21 protein-coding genes and 1 pseudogene are annotated in these 22,715 nt (G+C 70.2%); 4 read left to right on the top strand and 18 right to left on the bottom strand.

Translation table 11 applies throughout. The features are described from left to right. Positions 1-242: 242 nt before the first annotated feature. Positions 243-1,001 carry a hypothetical protein gene (locus tag DJ70_RS16560; RefSeq protein WP_094534946.1) on the bottom strand — a complete coding sequence of 253 codons (759 nt, stop codon included), beginning with the start codon at positions 999-1,001 and terminating at the stop codon, positions 243-245. Between the two features lie 220 nt (positions 1,002-1,221). Between DJ70_RS16560 and DJ70_RS16555 the strand changes: the two genes are divergently transcribed. After that, positions 1,222-1,755: an NADPH-dependent FMN reductase gene (locus DJ70_RS16555; RefSeq protein ID WP_094534944.1), complete on the top strand. Its 534-nt coding sequence runs from the start codon at positions 1,222-1,224 to the stop codon at positions 1,753-1,755. Then, positions 1,752-2,180 carry a rhodanese-like domain-containing protein gene (locus DJ70_RS16550; protein ID WP_094534942.1) on the top strand — a complete coding sequence of 143 codons (429 nt, stop codon included), beginning with the start codon at positions 1,752-1,754 and terminating at the stop codon, positions 2,178-2,180. The genes DJ70_RS16555 and DJ70_RS16550 overlap by 4 nt, the downstream gene beginning before the upstream one ends. 273 nt (positions 2,181-2,453) lie before the next feature. Here DJ70_RS16550 and argF read toward each other — a convergent pair whose 3' ends face one another. The 15 genes from argF to DJ70_RS16475 form a co-directional block, all read right to left on the bottom strand. Next, positions 2,454-3,368, bottom strand: a complete 915-nt coding sequence (argF, locus tag DJ70_RS16545; RefSeq protein ID WP_094534940.1) for an ornithine carbamoyltransferase — start codon at positions 3,366-3,368, stop codon at positions 2,454-2,456. A gap of 223 nt (positions 3,369-3,591) precedes the next feature. Continuing rightward, the gene (locus tag DJ70_RS16540; protein ID WP_094534938.1) at positions 3,592-4,797 is read right to left on the bottom strand and encodes a [LysW]-lysine hydrolase; all 1,206 of its coding nucleotides are present in this window, start codon (positions 4,795-4,797) and stop codon (positions 3,592-3,594) included. Beyond that, positions 4,794-5,921 carry an aspartate aminotransferase family protein gene (locus DJ70_RS16535; RefSeq protein ID WP_094534936.1) on the bottom strand — a complete coding sequence of 376 codons (1,128 nt, stop codon included), beginning with the start codon at positions 5,919-5,921 and terminating at the stop codon, positions 4,794-4,796. Before DJ70_RS16535 ends, DJ70_RS16540 begins: the two co-directional genes overlap by 4 nt. Beyond that, on the bottom strand, positions 5,918-6,862 hold the full coding sequence (locus DJ70_RS16530; protein ID WP_094534934.1) for an acetylglutamate/acetylaminoadipate kinase: 945 nt from the start codon (positions 6,860-6,862) through the stop codon (positions 5,918-5,920). Before DJ70_RS16530 ends, DJ70_RS16535 begins: the two co-directional genes overlap by 4 nt. Next, complete coding sequence (gene argC / locus DJ70_RS16525) at positions 6,859-7,977, bottom strand: N-acetyl-gamma-glutamyl-phosphate reductase (RefSeq protein WP_094534932.1); 1,119 nt, start codon at positions 7,975-7,977, stop codon at positions 6,859-6,861. Before argC ends, DJ70_RS16530 begins: the two co-directional genes overlap by 4 nt. Further along, a complete protein-coding gene (gene lysX / locus DJ70_RS16520) occupies positions 7,974-8,930 on the bottom strand; it encodes a lysine biosynthesis protein LysX (protein ID WP_245810888.1) in 957 nt (318 codons plus the stop codon). The genes argC and lysX overlap by 4 nt, the downstream gene beginning before the upstream one ends. A 37-nt stretch (positions 8,931-8,967) precedes the next feature. After that, positions 8,968-9,156 carry a lysine biosynthesis protein LysW gene (gene lysW, locus DJ70_RS16515; protein WP_066413002.1) on the bottom strand — a complete coding sequence of 63 codons (189 nt, stop codon included), beginning with the start codon at positions 9,154-9,156 and terminating at the stop codon, positions 8,968-8,970. Positions 9,157-9,373: 217 nt separating this feature from the next. Continuing rightward, the gene (argH, locus tag DJ70_RS16510) at positions 9,374-10,894 is read right to left on the bottom strand and encodes an argininosuccinate lyase (RefSeq protein WP_094534930.1); all 1,521 of its coding nucleotides are present in this window, start codon (positions 10,892-10,894) and stop codon (positions 9,374-9,376) included. After that, the gene (locus DJ70_RS16505) at positions 10,895-12,118 is read right to left on the bottom strand and encodes an argininosuccinate synthase (protein WP_094534928.1); all 1,224 of its coding nucleotides are present in this window, start codon (positions 12,116-12,118) and stop codon (positions 10,895-10,897) included. It abuts the gene before it with no gap. A 452-nt stretch (positions 12,119-12,570) separates the two neighbouring features. Continuing rightward, positions 12,571-13,908 carry a glutamate-1-semialdehyde 2,1-aminomutase gene (gene hemL, locus DJ70_RS16500; RefSeq protein ID WP_094534926.1) on the bottom strand — a complete coding sequence of 446 codons (1,338 nt, stop codon included), beginning with the start codon at positions 13,906-13,908 and terminating at the stop codon, positions 12,571-12,573. Between the two features lie 100 nt (positions 13,909-14,008). Then, positions 14,009-14,452 carry a hypothetical protein gene (locus DJ70_RS16495; RefSeq protein ID WP_094534925.1) on the bottom strand — a complete coding sequence of 148 codons (444 nt, stop codon included), beginning with the start codon at positions 14,450-14,452 and terminating at the stop codon, positions 14,009-14,011. A 94-nt stretch (positions 14,453-14,546) separates the two neighbouring features. Further along, positions 14,547-16,229 (bottom strand): ammonium transporter, encoded by a 1,683-nt coding sequence (locus tag DJ70_RS16490; protein WP_094534924.1) that lies wholly within the window; start codon positions 16,227-16,229, stop codon positions 14,547-14,549. A gap of 476 nt (positions 16,230-16,705) precedes the next feature. Beyond that, a complete protein-coding gene (gene radA / locus DJ70_RS16485; RefSeq protein WP_094534922.1) occupies positions 16,706-17,737 on the bottom strand; it encodes a DNA repair and recombination protein RadA in 1,032 nt (343 codons plus the stop codon). A gap of 149 nt (positions 17,738-17,886) precedes the next feature. After that, entirely contained in the window at positions 17,887-18,387 is a 501-nt protein-coding gene (locus DJ70_RS16480; protein WP_094534920.1) for an amino acid-binding protein, read from the bottom strand. Positions 18,388-18,527: 140 nt separating this feature from the next. After that, positions 18,528-19,007, bottom strand: a complete 480-nt coding sequence (locus DJ70_RS16475) for a histidine kinase (RefSeq protein ID WP_094534918.1) — start codon at positions 19,005-19,007, stop codon at positions 18,528-18,530. 186 nt (positions 19,008-19,193) lie between these two features. On the opposite strand from DJ70_RS16475, the gene DJ70_RS16470 reads away from it, so the two are divergent. Continuing rightward, on the top strand, positions 19,194-21,383 hold the full coding sequence (locus tag DJ70_RS16470) for an ATP-dependent DNA helicase (RefSeq protein ID WP_094534916.1): 2,190 nt from the start codon (positions 19,194-19,196) through the stop codon (positions 21,381-21,383). 30 nt (positions 21,384-21,413) lie between these two features. Here the strand turns inward: DJ70_RS16470 and DJ70_RS16465 are convergent, their stop codons facing one another. After that, positions 21,414-21,773, bottom strand: coding sequence for a DUF7473 family protein (locus tag DJ70_RS16465; protein WP_094534914.1), 360 nt, complete (start codon positions 21,771-21,773; stop codon positions 21,414-21,416). A 53-nt stretch (positions 21,774-21,826) separates the two neighbouring features. Next, positions 21,827-22,387, bottom strand: coding sequence for a TATA-box-binding protein (locus DJ70_RS16460; protein ID WP_094534912.1), 561 nt, complete (start codon positions 22,385-22,387; stop codon positions 21,827-21,829). 124 nt (positions 22,388-22,511) lie between these two features. On the opposite strand from DJ70_RS16460, the pseudogene DJ70_RS16455 reads away from it, so the two are divergent. Continuing rightward, positions 22,512-22,715 (top strand): annotated as a pseudogene (locus DJ70_RS16455) (TIGR01177 family methyltransferase); the annotation flags it as partial.

The following is a 22,715-nucleotide window of genomic DNA, read 5'->3' as shown; positions in this document are numbered from 1 at the left end:
GAACGAAGTGAGCGAGGAGCACAGCGAGGCCCTCGACCGGAGCCGGCTGGGGCTTTGGAAGTGTTCACCGCCCCAGCAACGATCCCATTCTTATCACTCCGATCACCCACGAAACACCCGTCCCATTAGCAGCTCTCAGTGCCCAGCAGTTGCGGTGGAGCGACATCCGAAGAGTGGGAATTCGACGAAGCCGGATGGAACCCCCTTCCGCGCAGGCGACTCTGAGACCAACGGAACGTTCGCTATCTACTCCTCAAATAATACACCGGGAGCCCGACGGCGACGACCCCAACGATCAACACACGAGACTGCTGAACGGTGAGTACGTCTCCCATGTGAAGGTAGGGAACGGCGAGCGCGAAGAGGCCGATCAACGACCCGAAAATCGTGTCATGGGAGACGAATCCGTCTCCGTCGGAGTTCGGCGGCCTGATCGTGTTGTGGAGAAGAGCGCCGGAAACCAGCAACACCATCAGAGAGCTAAGAACCATGAGCGGGAGACCCGACAGGTCCCATCCGTCGCCGTGTCCCAAAGCACCCGTCTGAAGCAGGTACGCCTCCCCGTCGTCTTCGATTATCGTGTACAGTTCGTTTTCATCGACGTTGTGGCCCACGGCACCATATTCGAACGCTTCCGGAACTTCGGATGCGTAGTATTCGTCGCAGACGACCGTCCAATCGTGACAGATCGTTATCGTGAACGAGTCGTCCTCGGCCGACCTCGTTTCGTCGAAGACCTCCCTGGCGACCGGGGAGAGCTCGTCGTATCGATACACGTTCGTCTCGTCCGTGACTTCGGCGTGGTCGATCGATTCGACGCTCTCTCCCCGTTCGACTATCTGATTACTGTAGTACCCGGTGAGTCCCGTATCGCTATACGGTGACGAGATGGCTCCCGGATAGAAGAAGACGAGGCTTATCAGAGACACCGCGAGGGCGAGCCGGAGCAGACGACGCACGGTCACGTGATCCGATCGGTCGATGGAGGGCGGGACGTCCATGAACGGGCTTCGTCGCTCGGCCTTTGAAAACGTGCGGACACTCGGTCCGTCACGAGACCGAGACGACCATCAGAACCCGGAAGGACGGACAGCGGTCACTCCGCACTCCGTTTCAATCGGAACCACGCGACACCGGGCGAAAACGACCCGAGATCGAGTTTTCTTCAACCGCGCGCGTCGAACCGCCCGCGTTTTTGGTTCCTCGGTCCGAACCCGGCGTATGACACGGATCGTCGCGATCTCCGGCAGCCGCCGGGAGGCGAGCACCACGAAGGCCGCCCTCCGGGTCGCGCTCGCCGCCGCGGCCGACGCCGGCGCGGAGACCGATCTGATCGACCTGGGCGCGGTCGACCTCCCGCTGTACCACCCCGACGAGGACGAGCAGGGCGACAGCGAACGTCTGAAACGCCGCGTTCGCGAGGCCGACGGCGTGCTCGCGGGCACCCCCGTCTACCGCGGCTCCTACTCCTCGACGTTCAAGAACTTCCACGACTTCTGCGGCTCCCACGAGTACGAGGACACCGCGGTGGGGCTGCTCGCCACCGCCGGCGGCGGCTCCTACGGCGGCACCCTCGAACACCTCCGGTCGACGTTCCGGAACGTCCACGCGTGGGTGGTCCCCCACGAGGTCGGGATCCGCGGCGCGTCCTCCGAGATCGACGACGACGGCCGGATCCCCGACGACGACCTCCGCGGGCGGACGGAGCGGCTCGGCCGGGTCGTGACCGAGCACGCGGAGCGGCTGCGAGGATGAACGGGATCCGTCCGGACGAGTTGGACGATCGCCTCGGCGGCGGGAGTGAGGACGGAAACGAGGATGGAGATACGGACGGAAACGGTGACGGAGGCGCGGACGGAGACGCCCCCTTCGTCCTCGACATCCGGCCGGCGGACGCGTACGAGTCGGACGCGATCGACGGGAGTCACAACCTGCCCGTGTACGGGGACCTGCGTGCGGGCGACGAGTCGGCGTTGCGGTCGCGACTGGAGGAGATCCCGCGGGACCGGGAGGTCGTCACCGTCTGTAAGATGGGGATCGTCGCGAAGCGAGCGACGAGCGTCCTCGAGGAGGAGGGGTACGACGCGAGGACGCTCGCGGGCGGGATGAGCGGCTGGAACGGCTATCGGGCCGGATCGCTCGGGTACACACTCCGGTCGCTGTGGTGGCGGATCCGGTAGGCCGGCGGTCGTTCCCGGTCGGCCAGCGGTCGACTCCGAGCGGCCCCGATCGCCCCCGAGTGCCTCCGGTCGTCCCCGCCGAGCGACGGCCGGTGGCGGTCGCCTCTCGCCTCCCCAGCCTCGCACCGGCCGCGCCGCCGGAACCGCGACGGCGCGGTCGGGTGCTCCCTCGCGCACGCGTGCCGCTCTGACTCCCGTCGGTCGTCCTCGCGGGTCGCGCGCGCCGAAGCGGGCGGTCAGCGTAGTTGGAGCCGGTGAGGTCGACCGGGTCGGTTACGATCCGGGTTCGACCTCGTCCTCGAGCAGCTCGACGAGCAGCGCGTTCTGCGCGTGCATCCGGTTCTCGGCCTGCTCCCACGCGAGCGCGCGGTCGGACTCGAGCACGTCGTCCGTGATCTCCTCGCCGCGGTGGGCGGGCAGACAGTGCATCACCTTCGCGTCCGTCCCGGCGAGGAGGTCGGCGTTCACCTGGAACCCGTCGAAGGCGGCGACCTTCTCGTCGCGCTCGTCCTCCTGTCCCATCGAGACCCACACGTCGGTGTAGACGACGTCGGCCCCGTCGAGGACCGCCTCGGGGTCCGCCGTCGGCTCCACGTCCGCGCCGAAGGCGGCCGCGCGCTCGAGGACGGCGGGGTCCATCCCGTACTCGGCGGGCGTCGCCACCCGCACGTCGAGCCCGGCCATCGCCGCGCCGACGACGAACGACTGCCCGACGTTGTTGCCGTCGCCGACCCACGCGACGGTGGCGTCCTCGCCGACCGACTCCCGGATCGTGAGCAGATCCGCGAGCGTCTGGCAGGGGTGGGCCTCGTCGGTGAGCCCGTTGATCACGGGGCAGTCGGCGTGTGCGGCGAGCGTCTCGACGTCGCCGTGGTCGAACAGCCGCGCCATCACGGCGTCGACGTACCGGCCGAGCACCCGTGCGGTGTCGCGCAGCGGCTCGCCGTGGCCGAGCTGGAGGTCGTCGGGACCGAGGAACATGGCGTGGCCGCCGAGCCGCGTCATCCCCGTCTCGAAGGAGATCCGCGTCCGCGTCGAGGGCTTCTCGAAGATCATCCCGAGCGTCGTGTCGGGAAGTCGGGGATCGGTCTCGCCGGCCTTCATCGCGGCCGCGCGATCGAGCAGGGCGTCCAGTTCGGCCGGCGTCACGTCGTCGATGTCGAGGAAGTCGTCGGTAGCGAGTGGCATTGGTGTGGGGTTCGGATGGTGTGAGTTCGGGTGGTTCCAGATGGTTCGGGTGAGTCGGGTGGTGCGGGCGGTTCAGGTAGGTCGGGTGGTGCGGGCGGTTCAGGTGGGTCGGGTGGTGCGGGCGGTTCAGGTGGGTCGGGTGGATCGAACGTTCGATCGCGTGTGGTGATGGACCGGAACGGCGTCGTCGAGAAGGGAGCGCCGCGGCGCGCGGCCGCGACGCCTATCGTCGGTCGCGACAGACGTCGGCGAGGACGGTCGTCGCCCGGTCCAGTTCGGAGAGGGGAAGCCGCTCGTCGGGCGCGTGGTCCAGCTCCGAGTTCCCCGGACCGTAGGTGACCATCGGGCAGTCCCACTCGGCCGCGAAGAGGTTCATGTCGCTCGTGCCGGTCTTCCTGAGCAGGCGCACGTCGCCGCCGGCCCCGCGGATCGCGACGCGGAACGCCCGCGCGAGGTCGGTCCGCGGGCTCTCCATCACCGGCGGGATCGGCTCCTTCCAGTGGACCGACCCGGTCGAAAGCTCCGCTTCCGCCAGCTCGTGGACCTCGTCGACCGTCCGCGCGGGCGGCACCCGGAGCTGGACGTCCATCGCGGCCTCGACGGCGAGCCCGTCGTCGGTCAGCCCGCCGTCCATCGAGACGGGCTTCGTCGTCACCTGCTCGAAGACGGGCGTCTCCGGGTCCGCCGGCGTGAACGCCTCCTCGACGCCGTGCCACCAGTCGATCGCGTGCTGGATGGCGTTCGGCTCCGGCCGCGAGGAGTGGCCCGACTCGCTGGTGTTGACGTAGGTCCCGGCGAGGAAGCCACGGTAGCCGAGCGTGACGCCGTCCCAGCCGGACGGCTCGCCGTTCACCACGGCGTCCGGCGCGTCGCGGTCGGCGACGAGGTGGCGCGCGCCACGGGAGGTCGTCTCCTCGCCGACGACGCCCGCGAAGGAGACGCCGGTCTCGACGGCGGCGACCGCCATCGAGACCAGGGGGCCGGTCGCGTCGACCGCGCCGCGACCCCACAACACGGGCTCGCCGGGCTCGCCGACCGTGACGTCGCTCGCGCCGAGGTCGTCCACGTCCTCCGGGGCCGGCCGCACCTCGACGGGGATGTCGCCGGGGACGGTGTCGACGTGCGAGGTCAGGAGGACCGCGTCGTCCGCGGGCGCGCGGACGTTCCCGACCTCGTCGATCCACGCCTCGCGGCCGTTGGCCTCGAAGAAGTCGACGAGCCGCTCGGTCGCCGCCCCTTCCTCGCCGGACGGTGAGGGGATCGAGACGAGGTCGTACAGCAGCTTCCGGGCCGGCGTGTCGCAGGCCTCGGGGTAGCCGCCGCCGGCGACGACGTCGGTGCCGGCGTCGTCGCTGCCGCGGTCGGCGTCGTCGCTGCCGCGGTCGGGAGTCTCCCCCGCGTTCCCGGTCGCGTCGGGCGCGGCGGTCACGCGATCACCTCCTCGAGGGCGTCGACCACGCGGTCCGCGTGCTCGCGCTCGACCGTCAGCGGCGGGAGCAGCCGCAACACGGTGCGGCCCGCCGGCAGCGCGAGGATCCCGTGGTCGATCGCGAGGTCGCGGAGCAGCCGGTTCGAGCCGCGTTTCACCTCGATGCCGACCATCAGCCCCTCGCCACGGACCTCGCGGATATCGTCGCCGAGGCGCGCCTCGATCGCCTCCCGGAGGTACGACCCCACGTCGGCGGCGTGGTCGGCGAGCCCCTCGCGCTCGATGACGTCGAGGGTCGCGCCGGCCGCCGCGGAGACGACGGGCCCGCCCGAGAACGTCGAGCCGTGGTCGCCCGCGTCCGCGGCGACCCAGTCGCGACACAGCGTCGCGCCGACCGGGAGCCCGCTCGCGAGCCCCTTCGCCGTCGTGAGCACGTCCGGAACGACGCCGTGCCGCTCCGCGGCCCACATCGAACCGGTCCGGCCGAGTCCGGTCTGGATCTCGTCGAGGACCATCGCGGCCCCGGCCTCCTCGGTCGCCTCGCGAACCGCCTCGAGATACGCCGTCGGGGCGGGGTTGATCCCGCCCTCGCCCTGGAGCGGCTCGAGGATCACGGCCGCCGTCTCCTCGTCGACGGCCTCGCGCATCGCCGCCTCGTCCCCGTACTCGACGAACTCGACGCCGCCGGCGAGCGGCTCGAACCCCTGCTTGTACTTCCCCTTCCAGGTGGTCGCGAGCGCGCCCATCGTCCGGCCGTGAAAGCCCTGGGTGGTCGCCACGATCTGCTCGCGGCCGGTCGCGTGCCGCGCGAACTTCAGGGCGGCCTCGTTGGCCTCGGTCCCGGAGTTACAGAGCCAGACGTTTCCGATGTCGCCGGGCGCGACCTCGGCCAGCCGCTCGTACAGCGCCGTCCGCGCCGCGTGCGGGTACGACGCCTGGACGTACACCAGCTCCTCCAGCTGGCTCGTCGCGGCGTCGACGACCTCGGGGTGAGAGTGGCCCACCGGGGTACACGCGTAGCTCGCGCCGAAGTCGAGGTACTCGTTGCCGTTCGTGTCGGTGAGGTGGACCCCGTCGCCGGCGGCGATCTCGATCGGTTTCTCCGAGAAGACGAAGCCGCTCATGCGTCGACCGCCTCCGTCTCCTCGGTCTCGTCGCCCTCCGTGTCGTCGTCGTCCGCGTCGTCGAGCGCCGATCGCCGGATCGTCGTCCCCGATCCTGCGAGTGCCGCGAGCACCGGGTCGTCGGCGTTGGCGTCGGCGACGACGACGCGGGCGGATCCGCCGGAGAGCGCCTCCGTCGCCGCCATCACCTTCTTACTCATGAACCCCTCGGCCGCCGACTCGAGCGCCACGAGGTCGTCTGGCGTCGCGGCCGACTCGATGAGCGTGTCGGGGTCCTCGGGATCGGCGTAGACGCCGGCCACGTCCGTGAGCAGGACGAGGTCCGCGCCGAGCGCGCCGGCGACCGCGGCCGCGGCGCGGTCCGCGTCGGCGTTGACGGGCGTGACGCCGCCGTCGCTCTCTCGTCCCTCCATCGGGGGCGAGACGACGGGGGTGTAGCCGTCGGCGAGCAGGCCGGCGAGCAGGTCGGCGTTCGCCGACTCGATCCGTCCCGAGTGCTCGCCGCGCTTGATCTTCTTCTTGCCGTCCTCGAGGACGCGGACCGCCGACTTGCGCGGCCCCGAAAGGAGCCCGCCGTCGACGCCGGAGAGGCCGACCGCGTCGACCCCCGCCTCGCGGAACAGCGCGGTCAGTTCGGTGTTGAGCTTGCCCGCCATCGCCATCGTGAACGCCTCCATCGCGTCGGCGTCGGTGAAGCGGCCGGTGACGCCGGAGGCGGACTCGACGTACTCGGGCTCCATCCCCAGCCGCTCGATGGTCTCGTCGACGACGGTCGAGCCGCCGTGGACGACGACGACCGCGCGGCCGTCGTCGACGAGGTCGGCGACGTCGCCGACCGCGCCGGCGGGGTCGACCGCCTTCGCGCCGCCGATCTTCACGACGACGGGGGGATCACCGGCGGCGTCGCCTGCGGCGTCGGCGACCGCGTCGGAGCCGCTCATGGCGACCCCACGGGGTGAAGCCCCCCGAACTCCAGGCCGGCGGTCTCGGGCAGCCCGAGCGCGACGTTCGCCGCGTGGACCGTCTGGCCGGCGGAGCCCTTGGTCATGTTGTCGATCGCCGAGAAGACGACGACGCGGCGGTTGCCGGGATCGAGCTCGAAGCCGACCTCGCCGTGGTTGGTGCCCGCGACCGACTTCGGCTCGGGGTAGCGGTAGACGCCGCCCCCGCCGGAGACGACCCGCATGAACGGCTCGTCGGCGTACGCGCTGCGATACCCCTGCCAGAGGTCCCCCTTCGAGACGGGCTCGTCGGGGAAGACGTGACAGGTCGCGGACGCGCCGCGGACCATGTCGACCGCGTGGACGGTGAAGGAGACGGAGAGGCCGAGGTACGCCTCGATCTCCGCCTCGTGGCGGTGACCCGTGGGCGCGTACGGCCGCACGACGCCCGATCGCTCGGGGTGCGAGGAGGCCGCGCCGCCGCCCGCGCCGCCCTCCGAGGAGCCGACCTTCACGTCGACGACGACCTCGCCGTTCTCGGGCTCGAGCACGCCCGCGTCGACGAGCGGCTTCAGCCCGAGGATCGTCGCCGTCGCGTTACAGCCGCCGCCGGCGATGAGGTCCGCGCCGGGGAGGTTCGCGCGGTTGAGTTCCGGGAGCGCGTACTCCGCGCGCTCTAAGTACTCCGGCGACTCGTGGCCGTCGTACCACTCGTCGTACATGGCCGCCTCCGGCAGCCGGAAGTCCGCGGAGAGGTCGACGACCGTGTCCGCGACCTCGAAGTACTCGTCGACGCGCCCCATCGAGACGCCGTGGGGCGTCGCGGAGAAGAGCACGTCGACGGACGCGAGGTCGTCGGGGGAGGAAAACCGGAGGTCGAGGTCCCGCAGGTTCGGGTGCGAGCGACCGACGGTCATGTTGTCGGCCGACCGCGACGTGGCCTGGACGACCTCGAAGTTCGGGTGGCCGGCGAGCAGGCGCAACAGCTCGCCGCCGGTGAAGCCGGTGCCGCCGACGACGCTCGCGGTGTAGGTCTCGGCCGCGGTCTCCGCCTCGGCGGTCGCTGCCGCGTCCGTCTCGGCCGCGACGTCCGCGCCCGATCCCGTCTCGCTCATAGGACGACCCCGTCGGCGTCGGTCGCGTCGTCGACGTCGGCGGCGTTCGTGTCGCCGTCCGGGCCGCCGCCAGCGTCGCCGCCGTCGGCCGCGAACGCCTCGGCTCTCGTCTCCAGCCAATCGACGACCCGCGCGGGGACGTCGACGTCGCTCGCCTCGGTGAGCGCCTTGAATTCGACCGTGTGGTTCACCTCGTGGACGGTGTACTCGCCGGAGCCCTCGCCGCCGACCTCCATCAGGTCGACGCCGAGCATCCCGCCGCCGACCGCCGCCGAGGCGCGCTCGACGAGTTCGAGCGCCCGGTCGTCGATCTCGAACGCCTCCGTCGTCCCGCCCTTCGCGGCGTTCGTGAGCCAGTGGTCCGACGAGCGCGTCATCGCGGCGACGGGCTCGCCGTCGACCGCCACCACCCGGATGTCGCGACCGGGCTTGTCGACGAACTCCTGGACGTAGAACACCTTGTGCTCGTAGTGGCCGAGCGTCTCCTTGTGCTCGAGGATGGCCTCGGCGGCGCTGCGGGTGTCGATCTTCGCCATCAGCCGGCCCCACGAGCCGACGACGGGTTTCAACACGCAGGGGTAGCCGAACTCCTCGATGGCCTCCATCGCGGCCTCCTTCGTGAACGCGACCTCCGTCGCGGGCGTGGGCACGTCCGCCTCCGCGAGCGCGAGCGAGTTCTTCGCCTTGTCCGCACAGACGTCCCCGGTCTCCGGAGAGTTCACCACGGGCACGCCGTAGCTGTCGAGGAACTTCGTCGCGTACAGCGAGCGGCTCGTCGAGAGACAACGGTCGACGACGACGTCGAGGTCGGCGACGTCCGCCGTCGTCGACTCCAGGCCGAACCGCTGGTTGCGGACATCGATCTTCTCGACGTCGTGGCCGCGGTCGCGGAGCTCCTCGAGCAGCAGCTTCTCGTCGCGCCGGATCCGGGAGTAGAGGACGCCTACGCGCATGTCGACCACTCGCGTGTCGTCGTGACTGTCGTGACCATCACTCCCCCCAGTCCTCCTCGAGTTCGGGCGCCTCCTCCAGCGTGACGGGGTCGAGCGAGATGACCTCCAGTTCGGTCCCGGTGACCGGACTGTCGATTATCTCGCCGACCTCGACGTCGGCCGGAAGCTCGATCTCCTCGCCCGTGATCGGGTCCTCTGCCAGCACCGGATCGGTATCGGTCGTCATCGTGGGAGACACTCGCCGGCGAGAACACATAAACCCGTCGAAAATATAATTTTGTTTACAACACGTAGAGTGGACTCTAGAGGTTCGAGAAGGGATTTCGGCCGTCGTGTGAAATCCGATGACAGATTTCAGTAATCAGTTGTCCCCTCGCGGGGACGGCGGCGATCGCGGCGGTCGCGGCGGCCGCCGGAGCGTCGAGCGCGCGTCACGGGTCGACTCACACATACGTCGCCACCTCGGTCTCCAGCCGCTCGGTCGCGGCCGCGAGCGCGTCGCGGCGCGTCGCCAACTCCTCGGCGTCGTCGTCGAGTTCGACCCCGCTCGCCGCGAGCGCCTCGGCGACCGCGTCGGGGGCGGGCCCGCCGGCGGAGTCGCGGCTTGCGACGCTCTCGGTCGGGTCGAGCGCGGCCTCCACGTCCTCGCGGCTCACGTGCGCCGAGAGGGGCTCGCCCGTGATCTCCCGTGCGGCCTCGTCAACTTTTGCGGCCGCGGTCGCCGGGTCGTCGGCGTCGCCGATCCCCTCGGCGGCGGCCGCGACGATCTCGTGGGCCGTCCGGAAGGGCATGCCGCCCGCCGCGAGCAGGTCGGCGACGCCGGTCGCCGTCGAGAAGCCGTCGCCGGCGGCGGACGCGAGCGTCCCTTCGGCCCAGTCGGCGGTCGCGACGGCCCCCGCCGCCACCTCGGCCGCCTCCCGTACGTCGTCGGCGACCGCGAAGACGCTCGCGTGCGCGCGCTGGAGGTCGCGGTTGTACGCGCGGGGCAGCCCCTTCAACAGCGAGAGGGTCCCCGTCGCCTCGCCGATGGCGTCGCCGGCGACGCCGCGGGTCAGCTCCAGCGTGTCGGGGTTCTTCTTCTGGGGCATGATCGACGACGTGGAGGAGTAGTCGTCCGACAGCTCCAGAAAGCCCTTGTTCGAGAAGAGGATCAGGTCCTCCGCGAGCCCCGACAGCGTCGTCGACAGCGTCGCACAGGCGGTCGCGGCCTCCGCGAGGAAGTCGCGGGCGGAGGCGGCGTCCATGGAGTTACGGACGAGCCCGTCGAAGCCGAGCAGGTCGGCGGTGCGCTCGCGGTCGACGTCGAAGGGCGTGCCCGCGAAGGCGGCCCCGCCGAGCGGCGAGCGGTTGGTCCGGTCGTACGCGCCGAGCAGGCGCTCCGTGTCGCGGGCGATCCCGCCCTCGTAGGAGAGCAGGTAGTGGCCGACCGTCGTGGGCTGGGCGGGCTGGAGATGGGTGTAGCCCGGCATCACGGTCTCGGCGTGCGCCTCCGCGACCTCGAGGAGCGCCTCCCGCAGCGTCAGCGTCGCCTCGGCGACCGCGAGCAGGTCCTCGCGGAGGCGGTAGCGGATACACGTCGCCACCTCGTCGTTGCGCGAGCGCGCCGTGTGCATCCGGCCGCCGTCGGGGCCGACCCGGTCGATGACGGCCGTCTCGATCGCCTCGTGGACGTCCTCGCCGTCGGGGAGCGCGCCGTGCCCGGCGGCCTCCACGGACTCGAGCGCCGCGAGGATCTCGCCCGCGACCGCGTCGTCGACGATCCCCTGCTCCGCGAGCATGACCACGTGCGCGCGGTCGACCGCGAGGTCGGCCGCGAAGATGGCGTCGTCGGCCGCGAGGCTCGACAGGAACGCGCGGGCGGGGCCGCCGCTGAACCGGTCGCCGCGGACGGCGGTGCCGCTTTCGGCCGAATCGCCCGCGGTCTCGGCGTCGTCCGCCGTCGTGCCGGGATCGTCGTCGGTCATCTACTCGTCCGTCCCGCCGGAGCCGTCCGTGGCGAGCTCGGGCTTCTCCACGCCCGCGCTCACGTCGTTGGCGAGGCGCTCCTGAAGCCCGTGGTACTTCGCGACGCCCGTGGCGTCCTCCTGGGCGATGCCGGCGACGTCCTCGGTGTTGAACGAGGCCATCTCCTCGGAGTACACCGCGTACTCGGAGTCGCGGGCGACGACGCGGCAGTTGCCGCCGGAGACCTTGACCGTCGCCGTGCCGGTCACCACGTCCTGCGTCTCGTCGATGAAGGCGTTCAGCGCGTCGACGACGGGCGCGAAGACGAGGCCCTGGTACGCCTTCTCGGACCACTCGTGTTCGATCCCCTGCTTGAACGAGCGCTCGTTCTTGGTCAAGACGAGGTCCTCGAGGGCCCCGTGGGCCGTCAGGAGCACCGTCGCGGCCGGGTGCTCGTAGTTCTCGCGAACCTTCAGCCCGAGCATGCGGTCCTCCATCACGTCGGTGCGGCCGATGCCGAACTCGCCCGCGTACTCGTTGAGGTACTGGATCAGCGCGACAGGGTCCATCTCCTCGCCGTCGACGGCGACGGGGACGCCCTCCTCGAAGGTCACCTCGATGGTCGTCTCGCCCTCGGGCTCGGCGGTCCACTCGTAGATGTCCTCCGGCGGCTCGTAGTTCGGGTTCTCGAGTTTCCCGCCCTCGACCGCGCGCGACCAGATGTTCTCGTCGATGGACCAGACGCCGCCGTCGCCCGCCTCGACGGGCAGGTCCTTCTCCGCGGCGTACTCGATCTCCCACTCGCGGGTGAGCCCGAGCTCGCGGACCGGCGCGATCACCTCGAGGTCGGAGCCGCGCCAGACGGCCTCGAAGCGGAGCTGGTCGTTGCCCTTGCCCGTACAGCCGTGGGCGATGGCGTCACAGCCCTGCTCCTCGGCGACCTCGAGGATCGACTCGGCGATGACGGGACGCGCCAGCGCGGTCCCGAGCGGGTAGCCCTGATAGGTGGCGTTCGCCTTCACCGCGTCGAAACAGAGGTCGGCGAACTCCGCCTTCGCGTCGACGACGTGGAGGTCGAGCCCGAGCGCCTCCGCGGTCTCCTCCGCCTCGTCGAACTCGTCGGTCGGCTGGCCGACGTCGACGTTGACGCCGATGACCTCGTCGTAGCCGTACTCCTCTTTCAGGATCGGGACGCAGACCGTGGTGTCGAGTCCGCCACTGAACGCGAGTGCAACGCTTGCCATTACCGGAGTAGAAACCCCTCACGCCCTTAAATTCGTCGGTTTTAATATCGTAACAAAACCTCGGAGCCGACGCTGACGAACGGTACAGCGACGACTCTCCGGGACGAAACGGCGCGAACGCGACGAGTGAATTCTGCGGCCTCAGGGGGCCGGTCGTCGCGCCGCGCCGGAGGCCGGTCGCGGCGGTCGGACTGCTCGTCGCGGTCGCGGGGCTCGTCGCCGTCGGAAGAGGGCGGGGTCGCGACGAGCCTCCGCGGTCATCAGTAGGACGTAATTCCGCTTCCGCATAAAAAGATTCCGCACTTCCGACGGGCGCGAACTCCACGAAGGTCCACACGCGAGCGGCTGCGACTCGAGGACGAGTGGCGTCAAAGCCCCAGTCGCGAGGACTCGCGCGGTGCGTTCGCGGCCCGACGGGCCGCTCACGGCGCGCGCCACCGCAGGCGGCGTTCTCAGATCGCCTCGCGGTACGCCTCGAGCGTCGTCTCGACGTCCTCCTCGGTGTGCGCGTAGGAGGTGAACTGGCACTCGAACTGGTTGGCGGTGAGGAAGACGCCGCGGTCCGTCATCTCCTGCCAGAACACCCGCTCCCAGCGGTCGGTGGCGGCGTTCGCCACGTCCGCGCCCGTCTTCGGGCAGGCGTCGTAGCGGTCACAATCGGGGTCCTGGAGACAGCCGCCCGCACAGCAGGCGTCGGGGTCGTCGGGCGCCTCGCGGGTGAACACCGTCTTGAACATCGAGTCGGTGCCGACGACGGTGTACTCGGGGGCGCGCTCGGCGCAGATCTCCGCGATCCCCTCGCGGAGCTTCCGGCCGAGCCGGTTCACGTGCTCGTACACGTCGTTCTCGGCGGCGTACTCCAGCGTCGCCTTCCCCGCGGCCATCGTGACGGGATGTCCCGAGAACGTCCCGGACTGGAAGACGTCGCCGGCGGGAGTGAACCCCTCGACCACGTCCGCCCGCCCGCCGATCGCGCCGACCGGGAACCCGCCGCCGATGATCTTCCCGAACGTCGTCACGTCGGGGGTGACGCCGAACGTCGACTGCGCGCAGCCGAGGCCGCCGACCCGGAACCCCGTGATCACCTCATCGAAGATCAGGAGCGAGCCGTGGTCGTCACAGAGGTCCCGCAGCGTCTCGTGGTAGCCGTCGACCGGCATCACGATCCCCATGTTGGCCAGGATCGGCTCCACGAGGACGGCGGCGATCTCGTCGCCGTGCTCGGCGAACACCTCCTTCGCCGCCGCCGGGTCGTTGAACGGGATCGGGAGGGTGTGCTCGGCGAACGACTCCGGGATCCCGGCCGTCGAGGGACGGGGGTTCTCGGGGCCGCCCTCGACGAGCGTCGACTCCTGTGCGCCGTGGTAGCCGCCCTGCATCACGACGATCTTGTCGCGGCCGGTGTGGCCGCGCGCCAGCCGCACCGCCGACACCGTCGCCTCCGTCCCCGAGTTGACGAACCGGATCGACTCGACGCTCGGGACGTGTCGCGCCACGAACTCCGCGTGCTCGACCTCGACCTCCGTCGGCGCGCCGTACATCGGTCCGGCGGCGACGTGCGACTGGATCGCCGCCTCGACCGGATCGGGCAGGTCGTGGCCGTACAGCAGGGGGCCGTACCCCATCACCCAGTCGACGTACCGGTTGCCGTCGGCGTCGATCACGTGGCCGCCGTCGCCGCGCTCGACGAAGAACGGGTGCGGCATCGTCGCCCGGACCGAGGAGTTGACGCCGCCCGGCATGACCGACAGCGCGCGGTCGTACAGCCCGCGGGAGCGCTCGTGGTTCATGCCCGACGCTTCGACCGCCCCGTGGAAAGGTGTTACCGAGTCGGCCGAGGTCGCCTCCGTTCGCCCCGGAGCGGCCGCGGCGTTCGACCGGGAACCGCGCCTACATCCCGTCGTCGGTCCGGAGCATGATCGCGCCGCTGACGAGCATGAGCAGCGCGAGCACGGCCATCCCGAGGTCCCACGGCATCGCGGCGGTCATCGTCGCGCCGCCCGTCCCGCTCCCGGCCATCGCGCCGGCGCCCATGCCGTTCATGCCGCCCGTCCCGCCCATACCGCCCGTCCCGCCCATCATCCCCGTTCCCAGCGCCGCCTGGGTGGCGAGCATGACGGCGGCGTACGCGAGCATGAGCCCGCCGCTCGTCGCGTCGTCGAGGGGGACGCTCGGCGCGAGCAGCAGGCCACCGTGGACGACGACCACCGCGCCGAGCGCGAGCATGAGCCACGCGGTCGCCGTCATGCGCGTCGCGCCGGCGGCGCTCGCGAGCGAGTAGCCGCCGGAGGCGAACGCGATCGCCGCGCCGTACAGCCGCGTGTCCGAGACCATGCGGTACGTGGCGGCGGCGGAGACAAAAGGGTTGGTCGGTCGTGTGTCGATCCCGCGCGACGCGTCGTCCCCCGACGGGGTCCGGTCCCGCCCGCTACACCGCCTCGGGACCCGTCGCGCCGGTCCGGACCTGAAGGGCGTCCTCGACCGGCAGGACGAACACCTTGCCGTCGCCCGGCTCCCCGGTCTCCGCGGCCCCGCGGATCGCCTCCGCGACCTCGTCGGCCGGGATGTCGGCGACGACGACGTCGACTTTCACCTTCTGGTGGAGGTCGACGGTGAACTCCTCGCCGCGCCACTGGCCCGTCTTCGCGGGCTGGCTGCCGCGGCCGGAGACGTTCGTCACGGTGAGCGACGGGGCCTTGATCTCGGCGAGCGCCTGCTTTATCGCGCCGAGCTTGTCCGGGCGGACGATCGCGGTGACCATCTTGATCTCCGTGCCTCCCTCCGCGCCGCCGTCGGTCCGCGGGGAGCCGTCGGTCGCGGACGCGGCGGCGACCGTCCCGCCGTCGGTGCTGACGGTTGGCTTGCCGAACTCGGGGTACGTCTCGACCCCGTGTTCGCTGACGTCGAGGCCGTCACGCTCGTGTTCCGGCGTGACGCGCGCCTGGCCGACCGCCTTGAACGCGCCGAAGACCGCGGCGGTCGCGGCGACCGTCCACACCGTGATGACGGCGACGCCGATCACCTGCGAGACGAGCAGGCTCGAGGAGAAGCCGTTCACGTGGACGAACGGCAGCGCGAGCACCCCGATGACGCCCGCGGAGCCGTGGACGGGGAAGACCGCACAGACGTCGTCGATCTGCAGCCGGTCGGAGGCGAACTCGAAGACGAGCGGGAGCTGGAGGCCGCAGACGAGCGCGACCAGGATCGCCCCCCACCACGTGACGAGGTTCGCGATGCCCGTGACGCCGACGAGTCCCGCGAGCAGGCCGTTCGCGACGTACAGGGTGTCGACCTTCTTCGTGGCGTACAGCGAGGCGACCGCCGCCCCGGCGCCGCCCGCCGCCATGCCGAGCGTCGTCGCCAGCGAGACGCGGCCGACCGACGCGTAGCCGCCGAGCGCGAGCTCGCCCGCGTCGGTGACCGAGAACACGGTGGCGGTCGTGCCGACGTTGAAGCCGTACCAGCCGAACGCCAGGACCAGGGTGCCGAGCACGGCGAACGTCATCGAATGGCCGGGGATGACGTTCGTGGAGCCGTCCTCGGCGTAGCGGTCCATGCGCGGGCCGAGTACGTACGCCGCGGTGAGCCCGGCGATGCCGCCGACCCCGTGGACGATCATCCCGCCGGCGAAGTCGGTAAATCCGAGGCCGGCGCCGCCGAGGAAGCCGCCGCCCCAGGTGATCCCCGCGACGACCGGGTAGATGACCGCCGAGATGGCGATCGTGTACGCCACGTACGCGCGGAGCTTCGCGCGGCCGGCGACCGCGCCGGAGACGATGGTGGCGGCCGTCATCGCGAAGACGGCACCGAACAGCCAGCTGTCGACCCAGCTGCCGTCGCCGAGGGCCGCGGCCGACGAGAAGCCGCCGCCGCCGGCGACGCCCTCGATCCCGAAGCCGACGAGGAAGTAGACGAGCACGCCGACGCTCCAGGTGAGCAGGTTCTTCGTGAGCTGGTTCGCGACGTTCTTCGCACGCACCTGGCCCGCCTCGAGCATCGCGAAGCCGGCGTGCATGAAGAAGATGAGGAAACACACCACCGCGACCCACATCAGGTTCACTCCCTCCGCGAGCACGCTCGGATCGATGCTGGCGAGGACGCCCGGCGTCACGTCGAACGCACCTCTATTGAACGTACGTCTACCAGACCGTTCGTTTCGTCCGCGTTCATGCGTTGAATCACGTTTCCCGGTCGATCATCAGGAATACATAAACGTTTGAGTTGAGTTTCACAAGAAATATCTCTAACAATACGACCCGCGTCAAATATAAGGACGACACTATGGTGTATAAGGACGTATTCTCCCGGATCGCTCGGCAATCGTTGCGACGAAACCGACCGAACGTAGTGTAACTCTTTCGTCGTTTCCCTCGAGAACGACGGCGATCGTCCGCCGTGGCGGCGGGCGCGACGCCCCCGTGCGAATATTGCCGGCCGAGGATCCTGCCGCCTCGCGAGATCGGCCGAAAACAAACGTTTCACGCCCGACGGGCGAGGTTCTCGGAGAAATTGACGTTCGTACACCGAACGTCGGGTCGGCCGCGCGGCGCGGCGAGGGGTACCGTCACCCCGGCGTCGTCGCCGCGGTTACTCCGGTTTGAGCCCCTCGCCCTGGACGCGCATCACGGCCTCGCCGTCGGCGAGGTTCGGGGCGTCGACGAGCCGGACGATCCGCTTGTTTCCCTTGGACTTGCGGAGGTAGATCCGGAACGTCGAGGCGTGACCGAGGATGTTCCCGCCGATCGCCTGCGTGGGATCCCCGAAGTAGGAGTCGGGATTCGACGCGACCTGGTTGGTCACGAGGATGGCGGTGTTGAACAGGTCGCCGATCCGCATCAGGTCGTGGAGGTGTTTGTTGAGCTTCTGTTGGCGCTCGGCCAGCTCGCCGCGGCCGACGTACTCGGCGCGGAAGTGGGCGGTGAGCGAGTCCACGCAGACGATCCGGATGGGCCACTCGCTCTCCTCGTGTTCGCCCGCGAGCTCCTTGGCCTTCTCGGCCAGCAGGATCTGATGGTTGGAGTTGAACGCCTTCGCGACGTGGATCTGATCGAGGAAGGCGTCGACCAGCGTCTCCATGGCCTCCTCGTCGTCGGGGGACCCCTCGATCTCGCGTCGCTCCATCTCGTCGGCGAGGATCTCGTCGTCGAGCCCGCGAACCATGTCGTCGATCCGCTCGGGGCGGAACGTGTCCTCGGAGTCGACGAAGATACAGCCGCCGTCGAGCCCGCCGTTCTCCGGCGAGAGCTGGACGTTGACGGCCATCTGGTGGGTGACCTGCGACTTCCCGGAGCCGAACTCGCCGTACACCTCGGTGATGGACTGGGTCTCGATGCCGCCGCCGAGGAGGTCGTCGACCTCCTCGATCTGCCAGGAGAGCTTGCCGATCTCCTGGCGGCGTTCGAGGACCGTCGCGCCCGTCTCGAAGCCGCCGACGTCGGCCGCGTCGCGGGCGGCGTTGATGATGTCGGAGGCGGACGACTCGCCGATGTCGGCGGTGTTCGACATCTCGCCGGGGCTCGCGACCGCGATCGACTGGTAGCTCTCGAATCCGTTCTCGACGAGTTTGTCCGCGGTCGCCGGGCCGACTCCTGGGAGGTCCTCGAGTTCGTCTTCAGGCATGTACACCCGGCTTGTGCGGCTTCGGATATAAACCCTGGTTAACACCCAAGTGAAAGTGAAACGGATCGGCCGAAGGTCGTGGCGTTCCGGACGCGTGCTGGAACCCGATCCGGCGGACGTGGCTCTGAACCCGACCCGGCGAGCGTGCCTCAGAACCCGATTCGGCGGACGTACCCCAGCTCGCGGATCTCGACGAGCAGCTCGCCGGGGAGCTCCGCGTCCGTGATCACGTACAGCTTGGGGTCGTCCGTGAACTCGGGATCGTCGCTCAACACCTGGCGGATGGGGACGTCGTGGTCCGCCAGGATCCCGGTGACTTCGGCGACGATCCCCGCCTCGTCGGCGGCGGCGACCTCGATCGTGAGGACGGTCAGATCGAGGACGGGAGCCAGATCCATTAGGCTCGGGATCGACGAGATGTTGGTGAAGATGCGCTTCAGCTCGGGGTCCGCGAGGATCGCGTCGGTCGTCGAGTCGACCACGCGCCGGTCGACGTCGAGCTCGCGGGCGATCCCCGTGTACGGGATCTCGATCCCCCCGGAGACGACCCGTCCCTCCTCGTTGACCGAGAAGCCGCGCTCCAAGAACAGCCGGATGACGGCCTGCTGGCTTGGTGACCCCTCGAACTTCTCGAGGATCTCGTCGAACATTCGTCCGTACGGGTGCTCGCCGCGCGCTTAAATAGCGTGGGTGGCGGAGCGGACGGGGACGGGGAGGGAAACCGCGCCGGGTCGGGGCCCGACCGCGCCGAACGCGAACGGGGCCGACCGGATCGGTCCCCCGGCCCGACTCAGTTCGGGATCGCGGCGTAGACGACCCCGAGAACGACCCCGTACAGCAGGTGGCCGACCGCGCTCAGCACGCTGACGTTGGGCAGTGGCGGGTTCGCGGGGGAGCCGACGGCCGAGAGCCAGATCGGCATGACGATCACGGCGAGGACGGCCCAGACGAGGAGGCCGTAGGCCGCGCCGAGGCCGACCGCGTTCTCGACGGTGGCGGCGAGGGTCGGCCTCGCCCCGACGAGCGCGGCGAACCCGACGCCGATCACCGCGCCGTGGGACAGGTGGACGATCCAGCCGAGGCCGGGGGCAGCCGGCGGCGCGAGCCCGTACATCGAGGGGATCACGACCTCCAGAAGCGGGGCGGGGATGACGAACGTCATCACGAGCCCGAACGCGGCGCTGCCGACGAGTCCGGCGGCGACGCCCGCCTTCCAGTTCCCGGTCTCGGTCGATACCTCGGTCGTCGTCGTCGCGGATTCGGTTGCCATGGCGGTCGAGTCGTCGCCGGGCAACCGGTAATGTATGCCGGGAGATGGCGAACGAGGCGCACGGCACCGAAACGTATTTCAACGGGAGGCGGACCGAGCCGCCGAGGGAACCGGGGAGCGCCGAGCCGGGACCGCTTCCGCCGAGGTACCCCGCCCCTTTTGCCCGATGGCGACGAAGCCCGACTCGTGTCAGAGTCGCCGCACCTGCGGTTCTTCCCGTACGAGGAGCCGTACCCGAACCAGCGCGAGGCGATGGACCGGGTCGCCAACGCGCTCTCTCGGGGGCAGGACGTGCTGTTCGAGGGCGCGCCGGGGACGGGCAAGACCCTCTCCGCGCTCGTTCCCGCGCTCGAGCACGCGCGGGAGAACGACCGGACGGTCGTCATCACGACGAACGTCCACCAGCAGATGCGCCAGTTCGTCGAGGACGCGCGGGCGATCACGCGGACCGAGCCGATCCGGGCGGTCGTCTTCAAGGGGAAGTCCTCGATGTGTCACATCGGCGTCGACTACCAGGAGTGTCAGACCCTCCGGGACACGACCCGGTCGCTGGCGGAGACGGAGGCGGAGAAACGCGAGCTCGAGACGCGTCAGCGCGAGCTGCTCGCCGAGAGCCGCGAGGGCGACGCGGGCGCGGCGGAGGCCCGCGAGGCCGTCATGGAGGAGCTCGACGACCTCGAGGCGGAACTCGACGAGTTCGAGTCGACCACCGTCTGTGAGCGCTACCACAACAACCTGACCCGGAACACCGACGGCTTCTTCGAGTGGCTCTTCGAGGACGTACGGACCCCGGAGGACGTCTACGACTACGCCGAGGAGCGCGACCTGTGCGGCTACGAGCTGTTGAAGGAGGGGATGGAGGGCGTCGACCTGGTCGTCTGTAACTACCACCACCTGCTCGACGCGAACATCCGCGAGCAGTTCTTCCGGTGGATCGACCGCGACCCCTCGGAGGTGATCACGGTGTTCGACGAGGCGCACAACGTCGAGGACGCCGCCCGCGAGCACGCCTCCCGGTCGCTCACCGAGAACACCCTCGACGCCGCCCTCGAGGAGCTCGACGACAGCGACGACTCCCGCGCGGAGCCCGCGGAGAACGTGCTCTCGACGTTCCGCGACGCCCTCGTCGACGCGTACGACGACGCGCTCGGGTTCGGCGCGCGGGAGTCCGTCGGCGAGAGCTGGGAGGACGTGTCGATCGCCAACGACGACCGCCGCGACGACCTCACGCTCGCCTTCCTCGAGCGGTACGAGGGCCGGGGGATCGACGCCGAGCTCGAGCTGGCCGTCCAGCTGGGAAAGGCGATCGACGAGGAGTACGAGCGGGCCTACCGCGAGGGCGAGGCGACGAGCCGGGCGGAGTGTCGCACCCTCCAGGCCGCGCGGTTCGTTTCGACGTGGATGGAGGAGGGGACCGCGCTCGGCCAGTACCCGGTCGTCTCCGTGCGCCGCGACGGCGGCACGGACGAGGTGTACGGCCGCGCCGAGCTGTACACCTGCATCCCGCGGTCGGTCACCTCGGCGCTGTTCGACGAGGTGGCCGCCTCGGTGCTGATGAGCGCGACGCTCCGCCCCTTCGACGTGACCGAGGACGTGCTCGGGCTGGAGGACGTCGCCACCCTCGCGTACGGGATGGGGTACCCGGCCGAGAACCGGCGGACGTACGCCGTGGACACGCCGCCGCTCTTCGCCTCCGAGCGGGGCGATCCGGAGACACAGGAGGCGGTCGGGGGGCTGCTCCGCGACGCGATCCGGTTCACGCCGGGCAACACGCTCGTCTTCTTCCCGTCGTACGGCGAGGCCGAACGCTACCACGAGCGGCTCGGCGGCGACGGCGGGCTCGCGGGCGCGGACCTCGGATCGCTGTACCTGGACGGCCCCGGCGAGGACGAGGAGGCGCTGCGGCGGCGGTTCGTCGCGAGCGACGACGCGACACTTTTCACCTCCCTGTGGGGGACGCTCGCCGAGGGAGTGAGCTTCGACGGCGACGACGCCCGGACGGTCGTGGTGGTGGGCGTTCCGTATCCGCACCTCTCGGACCGGATGGAGGCGGTCCAGGACGCCTACGAGCGGGCGTTCGGCGACCGTGACCGTGCCCGCGACCCCGGCTGGGCGTACGCCGTCGAGATCCCGACCGTTCGGAAGACGCGGCAGGCGATCGGCCGGGTGGTTCGCGGCCCCGACGACTTCGGCGTCCGGATCCTCGCCGACCGGCGGTACACCACCGCCGACATGGGGAAGTACTCCGTGCGCGGCGCGTTCCCCCCGGAGGAGCGCGAGGAACTGCTCGACGTCGACCCCGAGAAACTGAAGTTCGCGATGTTGAACTTCTACGGCGACCACGACGCCTACGAGGGATCGCCGCCGAAGCCGTGAACGACCGCGGTCGCTCCGGGAGCCTCAGAGTCACGTCGGACGCGTCGAGAGCAGCAGCGCGATCCCGCCGAGCACGACCCCGACGAGGATCGTGACGGCGGCGTGGATGACGGTCATGACCGCGACGACCCGCGGCGGCTGGTCGTAGCTCCACTTGAACATGAGGGCGTCGAGCGCGAACGCGACCGTCACGGTCACGGCCGCCGGGACGGCGAAGCCGCCGCCGACCACGCTGACGGCGGCGGGAAGCGGGCCGACGTACAGCGCGCGCCGCGGGTCGACGTCGCCGAGGACGTTCCGGGCGGCCACGTGGGCGGTGACGGAGAGGAACAGCGCGAAGACGACGGTCGTCACGAGCACCGACAGCGGCGTCACCGTCTGAGCGGGCATACGTGTCGTAGGCGGCGGAGCCTAAAAGGGGCGACGGGATCCGGCGGCGGGACTCACTCGAGGAGACCGAGCCCCGACAGCTCCTCGACGATCACGTCGACGGCGGCGGCCGCGTCGGCCGGGTCGGTGCCGCCGGTGACGACGAGCTTCCCGCTGCCGAAGAGCAGGGCGACGACGTCGGGGTCGTCGATCCGGTAGACGAGTCCGGGGAACTGCTCCGGCTCGTACTCGATGTGCTCCAGCCCGAGCCCGATCGCGATGGCGTTGAGGTTGAGGCTCTCGCCGAGGTCGGCGGAGGTGACGATGTTCTGGACCGTGATCTCGGGGTCGTCCTCGATCGGGATCCGGAGTTCGCGGAGCTTCTCGAAGACGATGTCGAGGCTCTGGTGGACCGCCTCGGTCGAGTTCGCGCCGGTACAGACGATCTTTCCGGAGCGGAAGATGAGCGCCGCGGACTTCGGCTCCGCGGTCCGATAGACGAGTCCGGGGAACTGCTCGGGGTCGTAGTCGGCACCCTCGAGATCCATCGCGACGCTCTGGAGGTCGAGCTCCTGTCCGATCCCGGTAGAGGCGACGACGTTCTCTATCGTGATCGTGTCCTTCGGGTCGGCCATTCCTCCGAACGTACGACAGTCAGGGTTTTAAAAAGGTCGGTAGTCGAGACGCGGAAGCTCCGAGTGACGGGCGTTGCGGCCCGGATCCGTCATCCTCATGCGACGCGGTCGCGGAACACCGGGCGTGTACTGGATCGAGCTCGCGGGGGAGACGGACGCGTTCGCGGCCTGCGAGGCGGCGACGGCCGCGACCGGGGTCGATCTCCTCGCGCCGGGGGTGGCGGCCGCCGGGAGCGTCGGCGAGGGGGTCGGGCGGCTGGCGTACACCCGCGCCGCCCACGAGGCGGTCGCCCGAACGGACGCGACGGTCGCCTCGGCGGTCGCCGCC

The organism is Halorubrum halodurans, assembly GCF_002252985.1.
Taxonomy (GTDB): Archaea; Halobacteriota; Halobacteria; order Halobacteriales; family Haloferacaceae; genus Halorubrum; species Halorubrum halodurans.
Note: the sequence above shows the minus strand (reverse complement) of the source record. Positions and strands in the feature narration are given on the sequence as shown.

Coding starts and splice junctions, on each gene's coding strand:
- DJ70_RS16560 (WP_094534946.1), bottom strand. CDS start 1,001: ATGGACGTCCCGCCCTCCATCGACCGATCGGATCACGTGACCGTGCGT.
- DJ70_RS16555 (WP_094534944.1), top strand. CDS start 1,222: ATGACACGGATCGTCGCGATCTCCGGCAGCCGCCGGGAGGCGAGCACC.
- DJ70_RS16550 (WP_094534942.1), top strand. CDS start 1,752: ATGAACGGGATCCGTCCGGACGAGTTGGACGATCGCCTCGGCGGCGGG.
- argF (WP_094534940.1), bottom strand. CDS start 3,368: ATGCCACTCGCTACCGACGACTTCCTCGACATCGACGACGTGACGCCG.
- DJ70_RS16535 (WP_094534936.1), bottom strand. CDS start 5,921: ATGAGCGGCTTCGTCTTCTCGGAGAAACCGATCGAGATCGCCGCCGGC.
- DJ70_RS16530 (WP_094534934.1), bottom strand. CDS start 6,862: ATGAGCGGCTCCGACGCGGTCGCCGACGCCGCAGGCGACGCCGCCGGT.
- argC (WP_094534932.1), bottom strand. CDS start 7,977: ATGAGCGAGACGGGATCGGGCGCGGACGTCGCGGCCGAGACGGACGCG.
- lysX (WP_245810888.1), bottom strand. CDS start 8,930: ATGCGCGTAGGCGTCCTCTACTCCCGGATCCGGCGCGACGAGAAGCTG.
- lysW (WP_066413002.1), bottom strand. CDS start 9,156: ATGACGACCGATACCGATCCGGTGCTGGCAGAGGACCCGATCACGGGC.
- argH (WP_094534930.1), bottom strand. CDS start 10,894: ATGACCGACGACGATCCCGGCACGACGGCGGACGACGCCGAGACCGCG.
- DJ70_RS16505 (WP_094534928.1), bottom strand. CDS start 12,118: ATGGCAAGCGTTGCACTCGCGTTCAGTGGCGGACTCGACACCACGGTC.
- hemL (WP_094534926.1), bottom strand. CDS start 13,908: ATGAACCACGAGCGCTCCCGCGGGCTGTACGACCGCGCGCTGTCGGTC.
- DJ70_RS16495 (WP_094534925.1), bottom strand. CDS start 14,452: ATGGTCTCGGACACGCGGCTGTACGGCGCGGCGATCGCGTTCGCCTCC.
- radA (WP_094534922.1), bottom strand. CDS start 17,737: ATGCCTGAAGACGAACTCGAGGACCTCCCAGGAGTCGGCCCGGCGACC.
- DJ70_RS16480 (WP_094534920.1), bottom strand. CDS start 18,387: ATGTTCGACGAGATCCTCGAGAAGTTCGAGGGGTCACCAAGCCAGCAG.
- DJ70_RS16475 (WP_094534918.1), bottom strand. CDS start 19,007: ATGGCAACCGAATCCGCGACGACGACGACCGAGGTATCGACCGAGACC.
- DJ70_RS16465 (WP_094534914.1), bottom strand. CDS start 21,773: ATGCCCGCTCAGACGGTGACGCCGCTGTCGGTGCTCGTGACGACCGTC.
- DJ70_RS16460 (WP_094534912.1), bottom strand. CDS start 22,387: ATGGCCGACCCGAAGGACACGATCACGATAGAGAACGTCGTCGCCTCT.